Source organism: Streptomyces sp. 12E (genome assembly GCF_055633275.1).
In genome coordinates this window covers 24,449-42,208 of record NZ_JBVNCJ010000002.1, presented here as the reverse complement: position 1 = coordinate 42,208, position 17,760 = coordinate 24,449, and the positions used below count along the sequence as shown (strand labels likewise).

Below are 17,760 nucleotides of genomic sequence, written 5' to 3'. Positions count from 1 at the left end.
CAGGAGGACAAACGCAGGCGCCCTAGGACTCTCGGGCAGTGCTCGCCGCTCCGACCCGTGAAGCACTCGCCACCCGAATCGGGTGCCGCTGGACTGGTGAACACCGCCTGCATCGACGTCGCGAAACCCGGCCCCCGCGTCTACCGCATCGCCGCCGAACACGTCGGGCCGCGCAGAAGGGGTGGGAAGACAGCAGTCTTCCCACCCCTGTGCGGTGCGCTCGTTCAGCCTGTGGGCCGGCTTCGCAACGGCGTTACTACCTGGCGACCGGTGGCCCGTTCACCCAAGCGGAAGAACTTGACCTGCCCCTCGCTGTGCGTGTACTCGAGCCATCCGTCGTTTTCCAACTCACGGCGGGCTCGAGAGAAGTGCGAGGCGGGCACGCCCAGGCGCTCAGCCAGCACGACGCCGGTTCGTTCGACGCTGTGCTCCAGACCGCCCAGGATCGCGTACGTCATCACGATGTTCTGCTTCAGGTGCGGCAGTTCGCTTATGCGCCCCTGAAGAGCGTCGAGTTCCGGATACGGGCTTTGGCGTGGCATTGGTCGGGCCCTTCGATGCTGCGCCGGAGCGCCCCGGCATAGTCGGCAGGTGGTAGGCGGAGGCTTCCTCGGACTGCTCCGCCCCGGTGAGGCTGGAGACGATGTGCGGGCTCGCTCGATACTTGATCGTCCGGCCGATCATCTCGGCCACCAGGAAGATCTTGTTCTCAGCCAGCTTCTTGGCGATCCTCCTCGTTGCTTGCGGAGTCAGCCCCAGGTACTCGGCGGCCTCCTTCGCAGTTGCGCCGCCCTTCTCATACGTCATGATCCCGCAGTAGAAGAACACGCGAAAGTCATCACCGGTGATCCCGGAGTCTGCCCTGAGCATCTCCAGGACGCGGGCGAAGGAGAACTGCCCGAACCGGCCGCCGAAGCTGTAGGACCGACGTGGACTGGCCTCGTCCGGCTCCCACAGTTCATGAACCTCACCGGTCGCGGTGTTGATCAGCTCTCGGCTGCGTCCACTGCGCCCCTGATTTGGCACTCCCGACCCCTGACCTGGGCGTTTCCCTGACAGCAGGAGATTACCAGCAACGACATGTCGTGTGGGGTATCTGAGCGAACCCAGCGATTCCCTCGATGACCAGGAGCGACATGTCGTCGGCCGTCATCGAAGGAACCCTGAGGTTCCTTCGATGACCATAGACGACATTACCTGACACGCCATGTATGGGCATCCTAGGATGCCGATATCGGCATCCTAGGATGCCCATACAACGGACGTTTACCCAGGTCAGAGGGCTGCGGCGGCTCCGTGTTCTCAGTACACCACAAGGCCCCCGCACCGCCCCGCCACGTACGGGTGGCCCTGCGGTCCTCGCGCAAGCGCTCCGGTCCTCGGGGTAGGACTTCGCACCCTTCACACCTTTCTGTGGTCGTCACTGACGGGTTCATCAACAGCACAAGCGTGGCTCGGGCCCGGAGGAGCTTGATCGAGGCACACGCGCACCAGCGCCCTCGGCTGACCGTCTCGCTGTGGCTGACTGTCTTGGGCTGAGGATCAAGGTGGGAAAGGCCGACTGACTGGTTCACCAATCGTGTGGGCAGCGTTGCCCCACCCGATGTCGCCTGAGTCCCCGTCGACCATTACGTCGCTCGCCACCACTCGCCGGGATGCTGCGCGGGACTACCCATGTCTTTGAAGCTCGTGGCTGGACGCGGCACGCTGAGCGCCGACGCTGGCCGGTCGGGGCCATGCCGTCGACTCTCGTTCCGGCGCCAGCAGGGCGTTGTCACGTTGTTGGCTGCGTGACTGTCTGATGGTGCGTCGGAGGGTGTCGGGGCCCGGTTCGGGGCCTGTGCTCAGGCCGTGGTGGGACGGCTGGCGGCACCGGTGACCTGCCCCCAGATGGTGAAGCGGAGGGCCGTCTCGGCTCGGTAAGCGGTGGCGGTCATCAGGTGGCGGCGGGGTCTGAAACGGGGTGAGATGCCGCTGAACGCGGCCAGGAACCGCTGGGCCGCGCCGTAGGAACGCAGCTTGTCGGTGATTACCACCCACGGCACCGCACCGGTCCTCTCCAGCAGCCTGCGGAAGAAGCGCCCGGCCGCAGCCTTGTCCCGCCGGTTCTGCACGAGGATGTCCAGCACGTTGCCGTCCTGGTCCACGGCCCGCCACAGGCGCTTCCGCTCTCCGTCGGTCCTGACGAAGACCTCGTCCAGATGCCATTTGCTCCCAGGCCGAGGCCGCCGACAGCGCAGCGTGCCTGCGTAGGCCTGCCCAAACTTGGCACACCAGCGGCGGACCGTCTCGTGGGAGACGAACACGCCGCGCTCGAGCAGCAGCTCCTTCGACCTCCCGGAACGACAGCGGGAAGCGGCGGTAGAGCCGTACACAGTGGGAGATGATCTCCACCGGATACCGGTGCCCCTTGTACGACGGTGGCGCGCTGTCCACGGACGACCCCTCCCCGGCATGACCAACCAGAAGGTCATCCCACCTGGTCAGTCAACGCGGCAGTGCCCACCCCGGTCCTTCGGCGCACGGCATGTGCGGCCATCGCGCGGCCGTGGCTGTGCTCCGCAACCACGGCATACAGAACATTCCTGATTTAACACCGAAAAATAAGTTCACCCAATGAACGCGCTTACCTGAATCGATGTAATCGCTTCCGTCGATGCCCTATGGTTGGTTGCGGCAGTACCTATCCTGCACCTCACGAAAGAGGACGGAAAATGTCACGTACTTCCCGAGCCTGTATCACAGCACTCGCTGTTGGCGCTGCTTTAATAACTCTTGCTCCAGTCGCGGCGGCTGCGGGCAACTCCTCTGACACGTCGATCAGCAGCGTATCTGCTTGGAATCCGCCGGATGGCTTCGTCTATGAGGCCGCCTGGTTCGGTAGCGCTGCCTACTGCGAATCCCAAGGAAAGAAGGGCGTTGCAGAGGGGCGCTGGACCTCCTATTTGTGTCACGCGGAGTACCGCGGAGGAGTGGACCTTCCGCTTCTATACCAGGTGCTTTACGTAAAGAAGTAGGCCCTGACTCACCATCTTTCACCTCTGGCCCGCCGGAGCCGAAAAGCCTCGTCGGCGGGCAGGGCGTGAGACGAGGCTCCTGGGCGTCGCGCTGTTGTACTTCATGCTCTTGCATGCCCGGCACCCGGAAGCCTCGTGCGATCTTCCGGCCTCATGGGCACAACGCCGCAGAATAGGGCTGCACAGGGTCGGACGATCGTCCGGCGGTACCAGCCGCGCAGGGAATTGGAACTGACACCGAGCTCCCAGGCGACGGAAGTGACCGGCCTGACCAAGGAATCGACGAGCGTGATTGCGTTCCGCTTGAACTCCTTGGAGCACCGCTTCGTGTACGTACTTCCCATCTGGTGCTATTTCTTCTGAAACTTCAAGATCCCAGTCTCCAGGTGTCCCACATCAAGGGAAGTCTCAGATCCGTCCATGCCCGCATTCACGGCCACCCGGCGCGCGTACTGTGACAGTACGCGCGCCGGGAGGAACAGCCGATGAACGCGCAGCCCGACCGCGCACCCGTCACCGCCGGCGCCTCCGGGGGTGTGGACCAATTGGGCAAGAATGATTCTGATTCAGGCAGTGAAGGCGGGCGGGGCCGCAGGGGTGGGGAGGATGCGGGAGAGCTGTTGGGCCGCGGCGATCAGGGTCCGGTCGGTCAGGTACGGGCCGATGATCTGGATGGCGAGTGGCAGGCCGGTGTTCGTGGTGCCCGCCGGGAGCACGATCGACGGCAGGCCAACGGGCCCGACGAGGTTGATCCAGCTCGTCTGATCGAAGAACGGACGCCGCTTGCCGTCGACGGTGATGTATCGCTGGGGCGACGGGAGGGACGTCTGGTCGTCGACGGCCGCGGTCGGCGCTGCCGGCGTGATGAGGATGTCGTGCTCGGCGAAGTAGTCGGCCCACCGGCCACGCAGTTTGTGCCGGTCCTCGTCGGCGCGCGCCCAGTCGCGGTGCCGCATGGTGCGTGACTTGAGGTAGAGGGCGTTGGGGTCGTCGTCGGTGAGCGCGTCGGCGGCTTCGCAATCGGCGGCGAATGCCTCGTCGCTTGCGGATGCGGACCCGGTGGCGTACATCAGGCGCTGGAACAGCCGGTCGCTGGTGGCGAGCTCGACAGGCCGGGAGCTGTCGTCGACTGTGGCTCCGGCGTTGCGGACGAGCCGGGCGACCTGGTCGAGGAGACCACGGGTAGCGGAGTCGACCCGGCAGTATTCGTCATCTGCCCATATGCCGACGCGGTACTGGCCCAGGCTGGTGAACTTCGGTGCGGGGAGGTCAATCCTCCAGGCGGCGCCGTCGGCGGGGCCCGGGGCGGCGATCACGTCCAGGAGGACGTCCAGGTCTGCGGCCGTGCGGGCGATCGGGCCCAGGGTGAGCATGTCGGAGCTGGTGAGCCATCCCGGCGGGCGCGGGATGTGGCCGCGGGTCGGCACAATTGGTGCAGCACCCCGGGAGGTACGCAAGGCGTAGACGCCGCAGTAGGCGGCCGGGAGGCGCAGGGAACCGGCGAGGTCGGAGCCGATTTCCAGCGAGGTGAGGCCTGCGGCGACGGCCACGGCCGGACCGCCGGAGGATCCACCCGGGGTCCTGGTCTCGTCGAACGGGTTCTTTGTCCTGCCGAATACCGGGTTTGACGTCTGGATGTCCTGGCACATGGTGGCCGTGTTGGTCTTGCCGACGATGATGGCGCCGGCCGCGCGCAGCAGGGCGACGACGTCGGCGTCCCGGGCGGGTATGTGGTCGGTCAGGTCGGGGGAGCCGCAGGTGGTGCGCATGCCCTTGGTTTCGAGGGCGTCCTTGACGGTGACGGGCAGACCGTGAAGGGGACCGAGGGTGGCGCCGGTCGTCGCGAGGTGGCGGTCGGCGGCGTCGGCCGCGGCGCGGGCGCCGGCGATGTCGAGCGTCACCACGGCGTTGAGGCCGGGGTTGACCTTCGCCAGGTGCGCGAGCGTCTGGTCAAGCAGTGAGCGGGCGGTGATCTGCCGGCGGCGCAGCGCGTGGAGCTGGGCGCGCGCGGAGGAGCGGTAAGGGGCGGTGGTACTCATGGCGTCCTTTGCGCTGGTCGCGGCGACAGCGTGTGTCATGTTCGGCAGGCAGGCCGCGGCCGCGCTGGTCGCGGCGGCGGCAAGCAGGGTACGACGGTTCAAGTACGGGTTCTTGTGGCGCTTTGCGGCTTCGCCCCGCGTGCGGCTGGCGGGGAGAAGTAGGCCGCTACGCGGACGAGATGGCGAAGGTCTTTCCTGGTGGTGGAGGTGTTCAGGGCCGCGTCAGCGTAGGAGGCAGGTTTTTCTACCGTCCCGTACTGCTTCTGGACGAGTGCAGCGTGGATCTGGTCTGCGGTGACCGCCGCAACAACCCGTGCACTTGAGCGCCACCAAGCGCGGCGGCGACACTCGGCTTTTTCCCGGACTGCCGGGTCGAGGTAGGGGCGGAGCTCGATCTGACCGTCACGGATTTCGACGGCACGCCGGTACAGGTGGAAGTCGACGGAACGGCGTGCGCGTCGTGCTTTGGTCGCGTCGACGGGCTGCTCAAGGACGATGCTCGGTTCGGCGTCCGCCATGGCCTGCCACAGCTTCTCGAGGCGCTGGTATTGGTAATGCTCCAGGTGCCACGCGACGGCGGCTGCGGTACGGGTGGCGACGATGGGCATGAAGTAGCCAGCCTGGGTGAGGGTGGCACCGATGTCGCCGCAGGCCCAGGCGAAGTCGTTGAGATGGTCGACACTGAACCCGACCTCGGCGCCGACGACTGCAGCGAGGCGGATTCCGCTGTAGGCGAGTGTGATGAGGGCGCCGACGGTGATGAGCCGCAGACCCCGGCTGATCCACGGGTCGCTGACTTCGCGGGCGTATTTCCAGCAGACGCGGGCCAGGTAGATTTCGGCGACCGTGTACGTCCCGAAGTACAACAGGACGTAGGCCTGGTAGAACGGATCATGCGCGTAGTACATCGCAAAGTCGACGGGCCGCTGGGTGGCCGGGGTGAGCAGGGCGAACAGCACCGCCATACCGACGATCACGACTGCGCCGGTGATCAGCAGGCGACGCGAACGGCGTCGGGCTTCCTCCGGTGGCTTTGACCAGTACGCAAGGACGCTGCTCTGAAGCGACAGCACCAGGATCACGAAACCCTGGGCGATCGGCACGACGATGTTCGGAACCCCGAAGAAGCCGTCGACGTGCACCCACACCCATGTAATGGACACCGCGTAGCTCAGCGCAGAGGCCAAGAACGCCGCGGTGAGAGCGACCAGGGCGCGGTCGCGTCGGTCCCGCTTGAGGTCCCGGAGCAGGACGAGAAAGCCCGCACAGGCTATGACTAGGCACAGAGGGTGCAGGATGTCTTTCACAGTCTCTCTTGATGGTCACCGCGCAACAGCGTGCGCGTGATGCGGTAGGCCTTGTCGTTCCGGGCCGGAGGGCGGTACGAGTTGGTGTGTGCTTTGAGGAAGGAGCCGACCATCTCGGCTTCCTGTTCGTCGCGCTCGCTGTAGTTGGTGCGGCCCAGGACGGCTTTGACCAGTGAGGGGTCCAGGAGACCGAGGAGTCCGCCCACGGCGGGCCCGGTCAGCGTCGTTGAGCCGCTGTGGCCCTTGAGTATGTGGGCGAATTCGTGCGCAATGATGTGGTCTTGATGGGCCGGACTGGTCTCCGGGTCGTAGAAGAGGTAGCTCACCGTGCTGGTGGCGATCCAGATACCGCAGGGGACCGACTCGCCGACCTCAGCAGGCTGGAGGTGAATCGGCTGGCCGATGTACTGCTCCACGAACGGCCGCAGTTCCCGGACGCTGGAAACGGCAGGAAGCTGCAGGTTATGGACGAAGTCCCGGCACTCTCGGCGTACTGGATCACTGGTGTCGTCGGTGTGTGGGCGGCGGCGCAGCATGGAAGTTCTCCCCGAGGAACGGGCGACAAGGACCACAGGGATCAGGGCTGATCCTGATTGGACTCGGTCGGCAGTCCCTCAAGGCGACGGACTTGGTCGAGCATGGCCGCGGCGGCTCTGAGACCCTTCTCGGAAAGGCCGACAGCACGCATCGCGATATTTGTGACACCTGCGTCCTCGAAGCGGTTCAGGGTGTCCAGGGTAACGCCGGCCTCATTGAGTCGGTGAAGGGTCTGAAGCTGGGTGATGACCTGCTCCGCGGTGACGCCGGACTCGAGGAGGCCGCTGAGTGACTCGAGTTGGGCATGAAGCTGAACAGGGGTGACGCCCTGTTTCTCCTTGAGGTCGTTGAGCATCACCAAGAGCTTGTTCACAGCCTGCTCGGTGGTGCCTTCGAAGAAGTACGTCACCGGCACGCCGAACAGCTTGGCGAAGCTCTCGATGTGGTTCTTGGTCGGGTTGTCCCGTCTGCCTGTCCTCAGTTGCCAGATGTAGGTCCCCGACGCTGTGGGCAAGTTCGCTTCCGCCAGCATCGCAGCCACCTGCTCGTTGCTGAACGGCCCCCGTGGATCGTTCCTGCACAGATGATCGAGCCGCTCGGCGAACGAACTCCCAAGAGCGACGCCCGCCTCGGTGGCTTCTCTGCGCGTCGGTGGGGCGTCTGCATCCGTCACGGTGCCGCTTCCTCTCGTCCTGCCCATCAACATCAGTTGACTGTCGCACAGAGTTGGGTAATGGTTGCGCAGACAGTATCAACTGAGATGGATCCGGAACGAGTGAGATCGGCGTGCGCCTTTACCCCGGAGGACCGCCTGGACCCTTTTCCGGGATGACGGATATAGAGCGAAGACTCGAACAATAGTCGCCCACAACGGGACGGACAGGATGAAAGCTCAGCATTCGGGACACACACCGCCGACACCCGGGACCACCTCGCCACCGTGGCCCAGCGCAGTGGAGCTTCCCCTCTTCATGGAGGGAGCGCCCCTCGCCAAGGATACGCGCGCCCCCATCCAGGCTGTCCTTACGGGACTGACGGACGTCACCGCGTGCCGCAAGGCCGACATTGACCTGGTCTGTGTCATTACCTGCGGCGGCGCCCACCGCACCGTGTCCGCAGGAGACACGGTGCGCATGTTGTCCGCACCTGACAGGGAACCAGGACCGTACCCAGTACACCGCCTCGCCGTCGAGTTGGGCAGGTGCACGGACGATCGCGGTGAACGGGTCACCCGAGCCGCGATGCCCTTTTGACCCTGGCCCGCAGACCATGGCGCCTTGGCTGAGCCTCGGCCACAGAAAGCCCGCCACGACGTGCCCGCGGACGCAGATGGCGGCGCGCGTGTGCCTCCAGCAACCCTCGCCGGTATCAGCCACGCCTCTTACGGCTTGAGGGGCTCAGCCACGGTGCTTCTCAGGGTCGGGGCAGGGCCGGGCAGGGGGAACCACCCGAGGCCTGGAGGGCTTGCGCCAGGATCGCAGGGCTTCCCTCACGGCGTTGCGGGCGACTGGAGCTCGAGCTTCTTACAGATAGCAGCGGGCCTCTGACCTGCAGAAAGGGGAGCGATCTATTCACCCAGGGTGAATAGATCACCGCGGAAGCGGAGGCGATGTATTCCACATAGAGGCATAGACCGCGACGGTCAAGGGCATCGCCGCGTCACGCGAATAGATCTCTGCAAAAGTTGCGTCCTGGGTTAAATTTTACGCACTCAGGGCGGAGGAAGAAGGGGGTCAAGTGCCTACACCTGCAGGGCGCTTAGCAGCAGCAACACCGCCGCTGACAGTCCGGGAGCGTCTTGCCCCCGTACCGCCACCAGCACCGTCGAACGACGTGCTGCGCGACATGGTCAAGGCACTTGACAAGGTCGCGAGCAATGGCGGAATCATCAGTTCGGACCCGCCGAAACAGAAGTACCAGTTCGCCAGCGGCCAGCACATCAGCCTCGATGCCGACATCCAGGCGAACCTCTGGCGGTTCGGTCTGTCGCCCATGGCTCGTGACCTGCTGGACCACATGGCGACCCAGCACAACGAGGGCGGCGAACTGCACACCACGCAGAAGGAGCTCGCGAGGCATTTCGGGTGCTCCCAGCCGAAGGTCAGCAAGGCCCTCACCCAGCTCGACGGCCGGCATTTTGCCTGGAAAGTCCGTCGGGGGGTGCTGCAGGTGAACCCGACATACGCTTACCGGTGGGGCAGTAGAAAGCAGCGTGCCCTGATCGCACGACTTGGAGCAAAGTTCCTCCGGGAGCGCACCATCGTGATTCCAGAGGACGGGAGGTAGTTGTGAGCATCGCGCTTGTCCGCAACCCCGACATGTTCGAGAGGCTGCCTGACGCGAGGCTGGGCAAGACGGCCCGGGAGGTATTCGACATCCTCCAGGCGCGCCAGGAGCCGGCCGGTCTCGTCCGCATCTCTCAGAAGCAGATTGCGGAGCGTCTGGGCATCACGGTTCCGTCGGTCTCCCGCGCTGTGGGAGAGTTGAAGGACCGCGGTCTTGTCCACCCGCGGACCGTCCACGGCAAGGTGCAGATTCACCCGCTGTTCGCGGCGTACGAGTCGATGGCGCACATGGTGAACCACCTCAAGGACGAGGGGACGTACTTGTGGCCGCTGACCTTCCCCGGAAAGATGGTGCCGCTCCCGTCCGGGACTGACCCACGCGAGGGCACGTCCTTCGACCCGGGCCCGGAGGGAGGGGAGCCGGCGTCCTTGCCCGAGGCGACGCCTCCCCTGCGCATCGCAAGCTGATCCGGGTATGCCGGGTTCGTTTGACTCCGTCTCCCATTCGGTGGTGGCGGTGAGTCATGACGGTGTGGGACAGGCCCTCGGTCGCACATCAGCGGGCTCACGCCCCGCAGCCGGTCTTCCCCGGGATCGGCCGATCGACTTGGCGTCTTGTCATGAGGACCTTGTCCCGTTGTCGAGTCCGCGGGGCCCCTGACGGCGCGTCGGGGGGGGTGGGCGTGTGGTCGGGGTCTGTTGTGATCAGGCCGTGGCGGGCTGGTCGGCGGTGCCAGTGGTCAGTCCCAAGCGGCGAACCGGGTGGTCACCTCGGCTCGGTGGCCGTGGGTGGTCATCAGGTGGCGGTGAGGCCGGAAGCAAGGGGAGATGCCGCTGAACGCGGACCGGAACCGCCGTGTGGTGCCGGTCGAGCAGAAGCCCTTCGTCGTGGGTTCCCGCTGACGCGTGGGCTGGCGGCTGTTCCCCGCCCGGCTGCTCAGGCCCTCGTGACAGCGGCCCACCACGAGGGCATGCCCTCGCGGTGGGCCGCACCGTAGGAGCGCAGCTTGTCCGTGACGACCGTCCGCGGCACGGTACGGGTCCTCTTCAGCAGCCAGCGGAAAACCCGCCGGGCCGCGGCGGTGTCCCGGTCGACGGCCCGCCACTGAACCCTCCCCGATGCGCCGACGCCGAGGCGCAAGCGGTTCAGTGGAGGCTCCGCCTCTCCGGTGGTCAAGCTGGGGTGAACGGGGGGCGTGGAGGGATGGTGGCGGGATATGGCGTTCCGTTTACCTGTGCCAAATCCTTATGATCACTGCGTTTGCCATGGTGGCCGTCGTTCCCTGACCACTAGGGCCGCCGGAAGTGAGACGCGAGGGTAGTGACTTGACTCTAGGTGCAGCGTCCGTGCTCGGACTGTCGGAACTGGAGGAACGCCTCTACCGGCACTTCCTGAGAAATCCAGGAATGACGGCTGACGACGTCTATCTGTTGCTGGACGCCTGCCCCGAGGAAGTCAGGACGGCGCTGGGGCGGCTCACCGCACTGGCCGTTCTGGGGGAGGACCGGGACGGGGGGTACCTGCCCGGGAATCCGGAACTGGTCGTGGACACTCTGGCCGACCTGCGACTGAGACAACTGCATGACGAGATGCGGGCCGTCACCCAGGCCCGGCACCTGGTCGCCTCGCTCCGCGCCGAACAGGAATGCGCGCCGACCCCGGCGCCGGTCGTGGAGAAGATCGAGAACCTGGACTCCATCCGCAGCAGGATCGACACCTTGGCCTTCTTCGCCCGCGAGGAGATCCTCTCGGCCGAGCCCTACACCGCACTGACCGCCGAGAACATCCAGCACTCGAGGCCCCTGGACCTGCGATGCATCAGAAGGGGCGTACGGATCAAGAACGTCGTTCTGAGCAAGGCCGTCGAGGACTCCCTGACCTTCGACTACCTGCGCGAACTCGCCTCGCTCGGCGCCGAGATCCGCGTGGTGGAGGAGATCTCCGCGCACATCCTCGTCTACGACCGCCACACGGCACTGACGCCCATCGACCCGGCCGACAGCTCACGCGGGGCGCTGGTGGCGAACGAGGCCGGGCTGGTGGCCAACATGGTGGACCTCTTCGAGAAGATCTGGTCCGACGCCGTGGATCTGATGTCCTTCAGCGCGAAGGACAAGGGAGACCGGCTCCCCGACGAGGAACAGCGGGTCCTGGAAGCCATGTGCCGCGGCACGAAGGACGAGATCGGAGCCCGGGACTTGGGTGTCTCAGTACGCACCTACCGTCGCTACGTGGCCAGCATCCTGCACATCCTCAGCGCAGCGAGCCGTCCGCAGGCCGTGCTTCTGGCCCGCGAGCGGGGCTGGATCTGAGCCCGCCGATGACTTGCCATGGTGGAAAGTCGATATAGACTTTCCATCATGGAAAACATCACGCCCGAAGGGCCTGCTGACGCCCAAGCCGCCCTCGACAGCGCCGCCGCCGCCCGTGCCGTGGTCGCGGACCGCGCCGCCGCTCCCTGGTGGTACCACGCGGGGCTCGGCCTGGGCGTCGGCCTCGTCTTCCTCTCGATCGACGTCGGTGGAAGCATGGTGCCCACGGGGGTCCTCGTCGGCGGAGTGCTACTGCCCGCAGCTCTCACCCTGACCGTCGCCCGCTCCCGAGGCGTCTCCGTCAACCGCTCCCTGTCCGCACCAGGCACCCGTCAGCTCAACGGCCTTTACCTGATCATGCTCATCGTCCTCGGCGGACTGGGCCTGATCCTCAAGCTGGCCGCAGACCTGCCGGGCGCCATGTCGGTGACAGGCCTCGCGGCGCTGGCCTTCACCATCTACGTCAGCAGGCGCAACGACGACGCCATGCGTCACGGCCTCCTGCGCCGGCCATGATCGCGTCCGGCCTCGACGAGGTGATCCATCCGACGCACCGGCTGCAGATCTGCGCCATGCTCGCCGCGGTGGAATCCATGGAGTTCTCAGCGGTACGCGACGCCCTGGGGGTGAGCGACTCCGTCTTGAGCAAGCAGATGAAAGTGCTGCAGACGGCCGGCTACGCCACCGTCAGGAAGGCACCCATGAACTCCCGGACCCACACCTGGCTCGCCCTCACCGACGCGGGTCGCACCGCTCTCGCCGGACACCTGGCAGAGCTGCAACGCATCGCGGCGCTCGCCGACCCGGCGAAGCAGTAGGCGCACTCTCCGGCAATCCGGTGGTCGCGGTGCAGGGAAGACCGTACGACCCCGGTGTGCTCCTCGGCGGCACACCGGGGTCGTACAACGGGGCGGTGCAGGGCCGCACGGGACGGCTCTCGTCGCGTGGTACCTCAGCGTCACCGCCGGGCGGACGCCCCCGCCCGTGCTCCGGGGAGCACCCCCGGCTCCGTGAACCCGTCCGGAGCGTCGGCGCCGAGCAGGACCGTGTCCATGGCGGCGGTGGCGAACAGCTCACGGCCCGCCCGGGCCACGGCCTCGCCGGGCACCTCGTGCAGCAGTCGTGGAAGGCGCGGCAACCACAGCGGGTCGCGCCCCGCGGCCGTCAGCTGGCGCAACAGATCGGCCTGGGTGGCCGGGGAGTCGAACGCACCCAGCGCCTGGGCCGCGCAGAACTCCCGGGCGTCCGCGACTTCCATGTCTGTGAACGGCTCCTCACCCGCCCGGCGCAGTTCCGCACGCACCCCGGCAAGAGTCTCCCCGGCCAGATGGGGTGCCACCCGCGCCCGGACGAAGACCCGGGCGGTGTTCAGCAGGACATCCCGTCCCGCGTACACCTCGAAGCCCGCGCTCATCACGTCACGCATCCGGGCGGCAAGCCGGGAGCCGAAGTAGCCGCCGAACACTGCTGTCGCCAGGTAGCGTGCCGCCTCGGTCACCTCGGCATCTTCCGCCGGGGCTGCCGGCTCCGGTGCGCAGAAGGTGAGATGGACTTCGCGTTCGGCGGGCGACCGCAGCATCAGCAGCCGGCCGCCCGCGGACCGCTTCGGGACGCCGCCCGTACGGAGGAGCGGGGTGAAACCGGTGAACTTCGTGCGGGCGAGCGCCTCGCGCGCTTTCGCAAGGGCACGGTCCGGGGCGATGTCCCCGTTGAGGACGAGCACGCCGCCCTCCAGGGCCCCTCTCGACGACGCGTCCCCCGGCGTCTCGTCCGTCATCCAGTGGCGCAGTACCGCGTCGTCCATGAGACGCTCGGCCGTCGGACGGACGGTACGGCCAGCGCCCGGCAACGACGGCTCCGACGACGCCTCCCGCACGAAAACCCCTTGTGTGCTCAGGAGTTCCGCCAGGACGGCCAGCCAGCCCGACAGCTCCTCCGGTGGGACGCAACCCGTGACGTCCATCCACTGCCCATCCACGGACCCCTCCAGGACGCCGCCCAGACCCGCCGCACGATCGCCGGCCCGGGTGCGGGTCAGACCGCGGCGCAGCAGGGACTCGGCCGCAGGGGTCTCCCATCCGCCGAGAACCCCCAGCGGCAGCCGAAGCCGTACCTCGACGGTCGGTGCCCTGCGGTCGGCGAGAGCGACCACACGCAGCCCGTTGTCCAGGACCAGATCGTCCGGCTGCCACCGGAGGGGTGCTGCGGGCCGTCCGTACGACGGGATGGCGCGGACCTCCGCGCGCACCCGGGCGGCACGGCCGGAGCCGGCCGCGTCCGCACCGCCGGTTCCGGTGTCACCGAACAGCGGATCCGGCCGGGTCCGGGTGCTGCCCGGGCGCATGACCAGGACCGTCGCGGGTGTGGCCGCCAGTTCACGGGCGGCCGTCGCGATCTCGGCCGGTCCGATTGCCTTGAGGTGGTCCGGGATCCGGTCGAGGAGGTCGGCCCGTCCGAAAAGAATCTCCAGACGGCCCAAGGCACGGCACCGGGTCTCCAGGTCCCCGTGCCGGCGGTGATGCTCCCCCGTCATCAGCCGTACGGTGCGCCGTATCGTCTCCGCCGGAGGAAGCTGGGCCCAGCCGGCCCAGCGACGGGTGATCGCGGCCGCTACCTCCCTCGGACCGGCGTCCGGCGGCAGCAGCGAGGTGACCACCAGGGCGTCGGGGTCCCTGGCGTCCAGCGGGCCGAAGAAACCGCAGCTCGTCCCGACCGCCGGCAGACCGGGTGCCACCGGCCCCTGCTCGGCGGTGAGCCGGGCCAGCACGGCGTGCGCCAGATAGCCCGGCAGATCCGTTCCCGGGTCGGGCAGCCGGTGCCCCATGGCCAACGCGGCTGCCGTGACCCCCGGCTCGGTGCACTCCAACCACCTTTCCTCGCCCGGGTGAGGCTCGGTCAGGACGGGCGCGGGTGCCGTGCCACGAGCGGGTATGTCGGCGAAGTGCCGCTCCACCAGGTGCCGGATCCCCTCGGGGTCGGCACCGCCGACGACGGTCAGCACGGCGTTGCCGGGAGCGTAGTGGGCGTCGAAGAACTCCTCGCAGTCCGCCACCGTGACGGTGCGCAGCCGCTCGGCGTCACCGTAACCGTCGTGCGCGTTCGCGAAGGTCTTGAACAGCACTCCGGGCAGCAGCGGCCAGGGGAAGCCGCCGTAGGGTCTGTCGTGCACGGCCTGCTGGATCTCCAGCTCCACGCCGCGCAGTTGCTCGGCCAGCGCGGTCTCGGTGAACAGCGGAGCCCGCATCCGGTCCGCCTCGGCGAAAAGCGCCCGCTCCAGCGCCTGGGCCGGAACCACCTGGTAGTAGTCGGTGTAGTCCTGGTGTGTGGTGCCGTTGGCCCGGGCACCGAAACGATGCACGTGGTCGTAGAACCGGCCGTCGGGAAGGTTGGCACTCCCCCGGAACATCAGGTGCTCGAAGAGGTGGGCGAACCCCTCACGGCCCGGGGGCTCGGACCGGAAACCGGTGCCGTAGTGCACGGCGACCGCCACCCTCGGCTGCGGAAAGCGGCTGTCCAGCACCACCCGCAGCCCGTTCGGCAGAGTGAACTTGTGCAGCCCGGGTCGCGGATGGTCGTTGCTCATGGGGGTACGTCTCCCGTTCATGGTCAAGAGGTGGGGTCCAGGGCCCGGGAACCGGTGCGACCCGCTGGGCAGCGGGTCGCACCGGTCACAGATCGAGAAGGAACGTCAGGAAAGCCGCGTAGTGGCCGAACCCCGCGGTGTGCCAACCGACGTAGGCGGCGATGTCGTGGACGTGCAACAGGATCCGCAGGGCCGCTGCCCGGCTCCACTCGTCACCGAAGTCCCGGCCGTAGCCTTCGAAGAGCGCTTCCAGCAGCAGCTGCCAGTCCTCCTGGTCCCCGCCCAACTGCCATCTCAGCTCGATCAGTTCACCCAGGACCCAGCCCAGGTCGAAGTACCAGGGGGCCATGGCCAGGTCCTCGCCCGTCAACAGAGAGGCCGGGCCGACGCCGCTTCCGGCGACCAGCGAGCCGAGTCCGGGAGCCCCGTGGACCAGGGTCACGTCGGTGTCCTCGGTGACGCCGCGGCTCCAGTCGACGGCACGGGACCAGCGTCGCGGTCCCAGCCGCGTCCGCAGTTGGGCACCGACGTACGCGGCGCGGGGGACCGGCGCCCGCCCGTCCAGCCAGGTGTTCAGACGTGCCAGGCCCCGGGGCGGGCCGAGCCGCTCCGCCGCCGACGGAGGCCCACCGCCGTCGTGCAGCCGTCGCAACGCCAGACCGAGCCCGCGCAGTGGCTCCCGCAACTGCGGCGACGGGCCCGCGGACAGCAGCCGGTTCGCGACCGACTCCCCGCCCTCGACCGTGTAGAGCCTGCCCTCACCGACCGGCCGGCCCACCGCCAGGAGGGCCGCGCCGTCGCCGCCCGCCGCCGCACGGCCCGCCGGACCGGTGACGGGCCGGAAAGGCTCGGGGGCCGACGGCCCGGGCATCCTGGTCCACTCGTGGCCACCGGGCACGGCGCGCACGGACGTGCGCAGCAGATCGGTGCCGTACTCGGCGACCGCGGAGGCCTCCGGAAAGTCCTGGTGCGGGACCTGGTCCTGTGCGGTCGACTCCGCGACCGCTCGCAGCTCGCTCACGGGTGGACCAGATCAGCGACGAACTCACCCGGGGTCCTGGGCTCCCGGTCCGGACGGCCCGTCTCCAACCGGGCGCGGCGCTTTTCCAACATGCCTATAACCTCCGGCAACAGGGGCGGGACCCAGGCGTCAGCACGACCGGTGGTCATGCTGACGCCTGGGTGGGGTGGGACGAGAACGACGTTGGGGCGGGCGGTCAGCGCGGCCCAGTGCGTCTGGAAAGCGGTGCTCTCCAGCCCGCCGGGTGGCAGCGCCGGGGCCACCGCGACCGGGGCCCGGGTACAGTGACAGGCCAGCAGTGCGGGCGAGTCGGCCAGCCCCAGCGCCAGCCGGGCGGTGAAGTGGAAGGTCGCGGGATAGACCACGACAGCCTGGGCCCACTCGGCCAGTTCGACGTGCCGGGCCGTCCCCTCATCCTCGGGCCACTCGTCGAGCAGCACCTCGCCGTGCCGGTGCAGCCGCCCGGCCAGCGCCTGACGGGTGACGAACCGCCGAGCGCTGGCGGTGAGCACCAGCTTGACGGCCAGCTCCGGGTAGGACAGGCGCAGCCAGTCGATCCAGTACGGCATCCCGGTGGCGAAGGCGGAACCGGCGGTGACCACCAGCAGCCGCTCCACGCCCAGCTCGGGCACCTGTGCGTCCGGCACCGCAGTCCCCGGAAGACGACTGTGCGTCATGACGTCACCTCGGCGAGGACGGTCTCCAGCTCCCGCAGTGCGGTCCGGCTGCCGTACATGCCGTTCACACCGGTCATGTTGAGCACGATCTCGTCGGCCCCCGCCTCCCGGTACGCCGCGAACTCCTCGGCGAGCACCTTGGGCTCCCCGTAGAGGAAGGCCCGCCCCTCGACCAGTGCGGCCGCGCCCGCAGCCGGATCGGAGCTGTCCGTGCGGATGCCGGAGCGGCGGAGCATGTCGACGTAGTGCGGCAGGCGGAGGTGGCCGATGTTGCTCGCCAGCGCCAGGGCCGCCGGGTCGCGGTCCGCTTCCGCCAGGGCCACGGGCACGATGGAGACCAGGCGCGGGACCGGGCGTCCCGCTGCTTCGGCACCCTCGCGCAGCGCGGGCACGATGGTGTCGCGCAGATAGGCGGCGGGAGTGAGCCAGGTGATGGCCGTGTCGGCCACCTCGCCCGCCAGCCGTGCCATCCCGGGACGCAGCACACCCAGGCCCACCTCGATGGGGGGACGTGGTACGGGGAGCAGTTTCCCGTGGCAGGTGAAGTACGTGCCGTCCTGCTCGACCGACTCGCCGTCGAGCAGGCCGCGCACGGCGGTGAGGTATTCGCGTGACGCGGCGAGCGGGCTGCGGTAGGGGGCTCCGCACATGCTGCGCTGGAGCACTGCCGCGCCCGGTCCGAAGCCCGCCACCACGGGGTGTCCGGTCGCCGCCGCCAGCGACTGGGCCTGGAGCGCCGCCTCGTAGGGGTGGGTGAACGGCATGAGCGTCACGCCGAGTCCCACCGGAATCCGGAAGCCGGACGCGGCGGCGTAAGCGAAGGCCTGGTGCGGTTGGTTGAGCATGGCCTGGCCCTGCCACAGGCGGTGCGCGCCGCTCCACTGGGTGAGCGCGGCGAACGGCAGGATCTGCTCGGGCCGCGGCGGCGCGAAGGGCATGAGTACGGAGTACACGCTGTCGGTCCGGTTGGTCATGGGACGG

14 protein-coding genes and 2 pseudogenes are annotated in these 17,760 nt (G+C 68.0%); 5 read left to right on the top strand and 11 right to left on the bottom strand.

Annotated features, from left to right (window positions below; genetic code table 11):
- Nucleotides 1-393 precede the first annotated feature (393 nt).
- The 6 genes and pseudogenes from ACZ8ZB_RS34280 to ACZ8ZB_RS34255 form a co-directional block, all read right to left on the bottom strand.
- Entirely contained in the window at nucleotides 394-1,026 is a 633-nt protein-coding gene (locus ACZ8ZB_RS34280) for a MarR family transcriptional regulator (RefSeq protein WP_470741705.1), read from the bottom strand.
- A gap of 818 nt (nucleotides 1,027-1,844) precedes the next feature.
- Nucleotides 1,845-2,436: pseudogene (locus ACZ8ZB_RS34275) on the bottom strand (IS6 family transposase).
- 1,147 nt (nucleotides 2,437-3,583) lie between these two features.
- The gene (locus ACZ8ZB_RS34270; protein WP_470741704.1) at nucleotides 3,584-5,056 is read right to left on the bottom strand and encodes an amidase family protein; all 1,473 of its coding nucleotides are present in this window, start codon (nucleotides 5,054-5,056) and stop codon (nucleotides 3,584-3,586) included.
- 98 nt (nucleotides 5,057-5,154) lie between these two features.
- Entirely contained in the window at nucleotides 5,155-6,363 is a 1,209-nt protein-coding gene (locus ACZ8ZB_RS34265; RefSeq protein WP_470741703.1) for an MAB_1171c family putative transporter, read from the bottom strand.
- Nucleotides 6,360-6,899: a hypothetical protein gene (locus tag ACZ8ZB_RS34260; RefSeq protein WP_470741702.1), complete on the bottom strand. Its 540-nt coding sequence runs from the start codon at nucleotides 6,897-6,899 to the stop codon at nucleotides 6,360-6,362. Before ACZ8ZB_RS34260 ends, ACZ8ZB_RS34265 begins: the two co-directional genes overlap by 4 nt.
- Before the next feature lie 41 nt (nucleotides 6,900-6,940).
- Nucleotides 6,941-7,573, bottom strand: coding sequence for a hypothetical protein (locus ACZ8ZB_RS34255; RefSeq protein WP_470741701.1), 633 nt, complete (start codon nucleotides 7,571-7,573; stop codon nucleotides 6,941-6,943).
- Between the two features lie 1,160 nt (nucleotides 7,574-8,733).
- On the opposite strand from ACZ8ZB_RS34255, the gene ACZ8ZB_RS34250 reads away from it, so the two are divergent.
- Nucleotides 8,734-9,186: a replication/maintenance protein RepL gene (locus tag ACZ8ZB_RS34250; RefSeq protein ID WP_470741700.1), complete on the top strand. Its 453-nt coding sequence runs from the start codon at nucleotides 8,734-8,736 to the stop codon at nucleotides 9,184-9,186.
- A gap of 2 nt (nucleotides 9,187-9,188) precedes the next feature.
- On the top strand, nucleotides 9,189-9,653 hold the full coding sequence (locus ACZ8ZB_RS34245; RefSeq protein ID WP_470741699.1) for a MarR family transcriptional regulator: 465 nt from the start codon (nucleotides 9,189-9,191) through the stop codon (nucleotides 9,651-9,653).
- Nucleotides 9,654-9,890: 237 nt separating this feature from the next.
- Here ACZ8ZB_RS34245 and ACZ8ZB_RS34240 read toward each other — a convergent pair.
- Nucleotides 9,891-10,335, bottom strand: a pseudogene (locus ACZ8ZB_RS34240) (DDE-type integrase/transposase/recombinase); the annotation flags it as partial.
- Nucleotides 10,336-10,532: 197 nt separating this feature from the next.
- Here ACZ8ZB_RS34240 and ACZ8ZB_RS34235 point away from each other — a divergent pair.
- The 3 genes from ACZ8ZB_RS34235 to ACZ8ZB_RS34225 are packed head-to-tail and all read left to right on the top strand — an operon-like array spanning nucleotide 10,533 to nucleotide 12,316.
- The gene (locus ACZ8ZB_RS34235; RefSeq protein WP_470741698.1) at nucleotides 10,533-11,498 is read left to right on the top strand and encodes a helix-turn-helix transcriptional regulator; all 966 of its coding nucleotides are present in this window, start codon (nucleotides 10,533-10,535) and stop codon (nucleotides 11,496-11,498) included.
- 48 nt (nucleotides 11,499-11,546) lie between these two features.
- Complete coding sequence (locus ACZ8ZB_RS34230) at nucleotides 11,547-12,014, top strand: hypothetical protein (RefSeq protein WP_470741697.1); 468 nt, start codon at nucleotides 11,547-11,549, stop codon at nucleotides 12,012-12,014.
- The gene (locus ACZ8ZB_RS34225; protein ID WP_470741696.1) at nucleotides 12,011-12,316 is read left to right on the top strand and encodes a transcriptional regulator; all 306 of its coding nucleotides are present in this window, start codon (nucleotides 12,011-12,013) and stop codon (nucleotides 12,314-12,316) included. The genes ACZ8ZB_RS34230 and ACZ8ZB_RS34225 overlap by 4 nt, the downstream gene beginning before the upstream one ends.
- Nucleotides 12,317-12,456: 140 nt before the next feature.
- Here the strand turns inward: ACZ8ZB_RS34225 and ACZ8ZB_RS34220 are convergent, their stop codons facing one another.
- The 4 genes from ACZ8ZB_RS34220 to ACZ8ZB_RS34205 all read right to left on the bottom strand — a co-directional run bounded on the left by ACZ8ZB_RS34220 (nucleotide 12,457) and on the right by ACZ8ZB_RS34205 (nucleotide 17,753).
- Nucleotides 12,457-15,081 carry a M16 family metallopeptidase gene (locus ACZ8ZB_RS34220; RefSeq protein WP_470741695.1) on the bottom strand — a complete coding sequence of 875 codons (2,625 nt, stop codon included), beginning with the start codon at nucleotides 15,079-15,081 and terminating at the stop codon, nucleotides 12,457-12,459.
- A gap of 85 nt (nucleotides 15,082-15,166) precedes the next feature.
- Complete coding sequence (locus ACZ8ZB_RS34215; protein ID WP_470741694.1) at nucleotides 15,167-16,102, bottom strand: hypothetical protein; 936 nt, start codon at nucleotides 16,100-16,102, stop codon at nucleotides 15,167-15,169.
- Nucleotides 16,099-16,779 carry a flavoprotein gene (locus ACZ8ZB_RS34210; RefSeq protein WP_470741693.1) on the bottom strand — a complete coding sequence of 227 codons (681 nt, stop codon included), beginning with the start codon at nucleotides 16,777-16,779 and terminating at the stop codon, nucleotides 16,099-16,101. Before ACZ8ZB_RS34210 ends, ACZ8ZB_RS34215 begins: the two co-directional genes overlap by 4 nt.
- Nucleotides 16,776-17,753 carry an LLM class flavin-dependent oxidoreductase gene (locus ACZ8ZB_RS34205; RefSeq protein WP_470741692.1) on the bottom strand — a complete coding sequence of 326 codons (978 nt, stop codon included), beginning with the start codon at nucleotides 17,751-17,753 and terminating at the stop codon, nucleotides 16,776-16,778. The genes ACZ8ZB_RS34210 and ACZ8ZB_RS34205 overlap by 4 nt, the downstream gene beginning before the upstream one ends.
- Nucleotides 17,754-17,760: the final 7 nt, after the last annotated feature.

Excerpts from the sequence above, each read along its gene's own strand:
- ACZ8ZB_RS34210 (WP_470741693.1), bottom strand. The coding sequence starts at position 16,779 with ATGACGCACAGTCGTCTTCCGGGGACTGCGGTGCCGGACGCACAGGTG.
- ACZ8ZB_RS34270 (WP_470741704.1), bottom strand. The coding sequence starts at position 5,056 with ATGAGTACCACCGCCCCTTACCGCTCCTCCGCGCGCGCCCAGCTCCAC.
- ACZ8ZB_RS34260 (WP_470741702.1), bottom strand. The coding sequence starts at position 6,899 with ATGCTGCGCCGCCGCCCACACACCGACGACACCAGTGATCCAGTACGC.
- ACZ8ZB_RS34225 (WP_470741696.1), top strand. The coding sequence starts at position 12,011 with ATGATCGCGTCCGGCCTCGACGAGGTGATCCATCCGACGCACCGGCTG.
- ACZ8ZB_RS34220 (WP_470741695.1), bottom strand. The coding sequence starts at position 15,081 with ATGAGCAACGACCATCCGCGACCCGGGCTGCACAAGTTCACTCTGCCG.
- ACZ8ZB_RS34230 (WP_470741697.1), top strand. The coding sequence starts at position 11,547 with ATGGAAAACATCACGCCCGAAGGGCCTGCTGACGCCCAAGCCGCCCTC.
- ACZ8ZB_RS34205 (WP_470741692.1), bottom strand. The coding sequence starts at position 17,753 with ATGACCAACCGGACCGACAGCGTGTACTCCGTACTCATGCCCTTCGCG.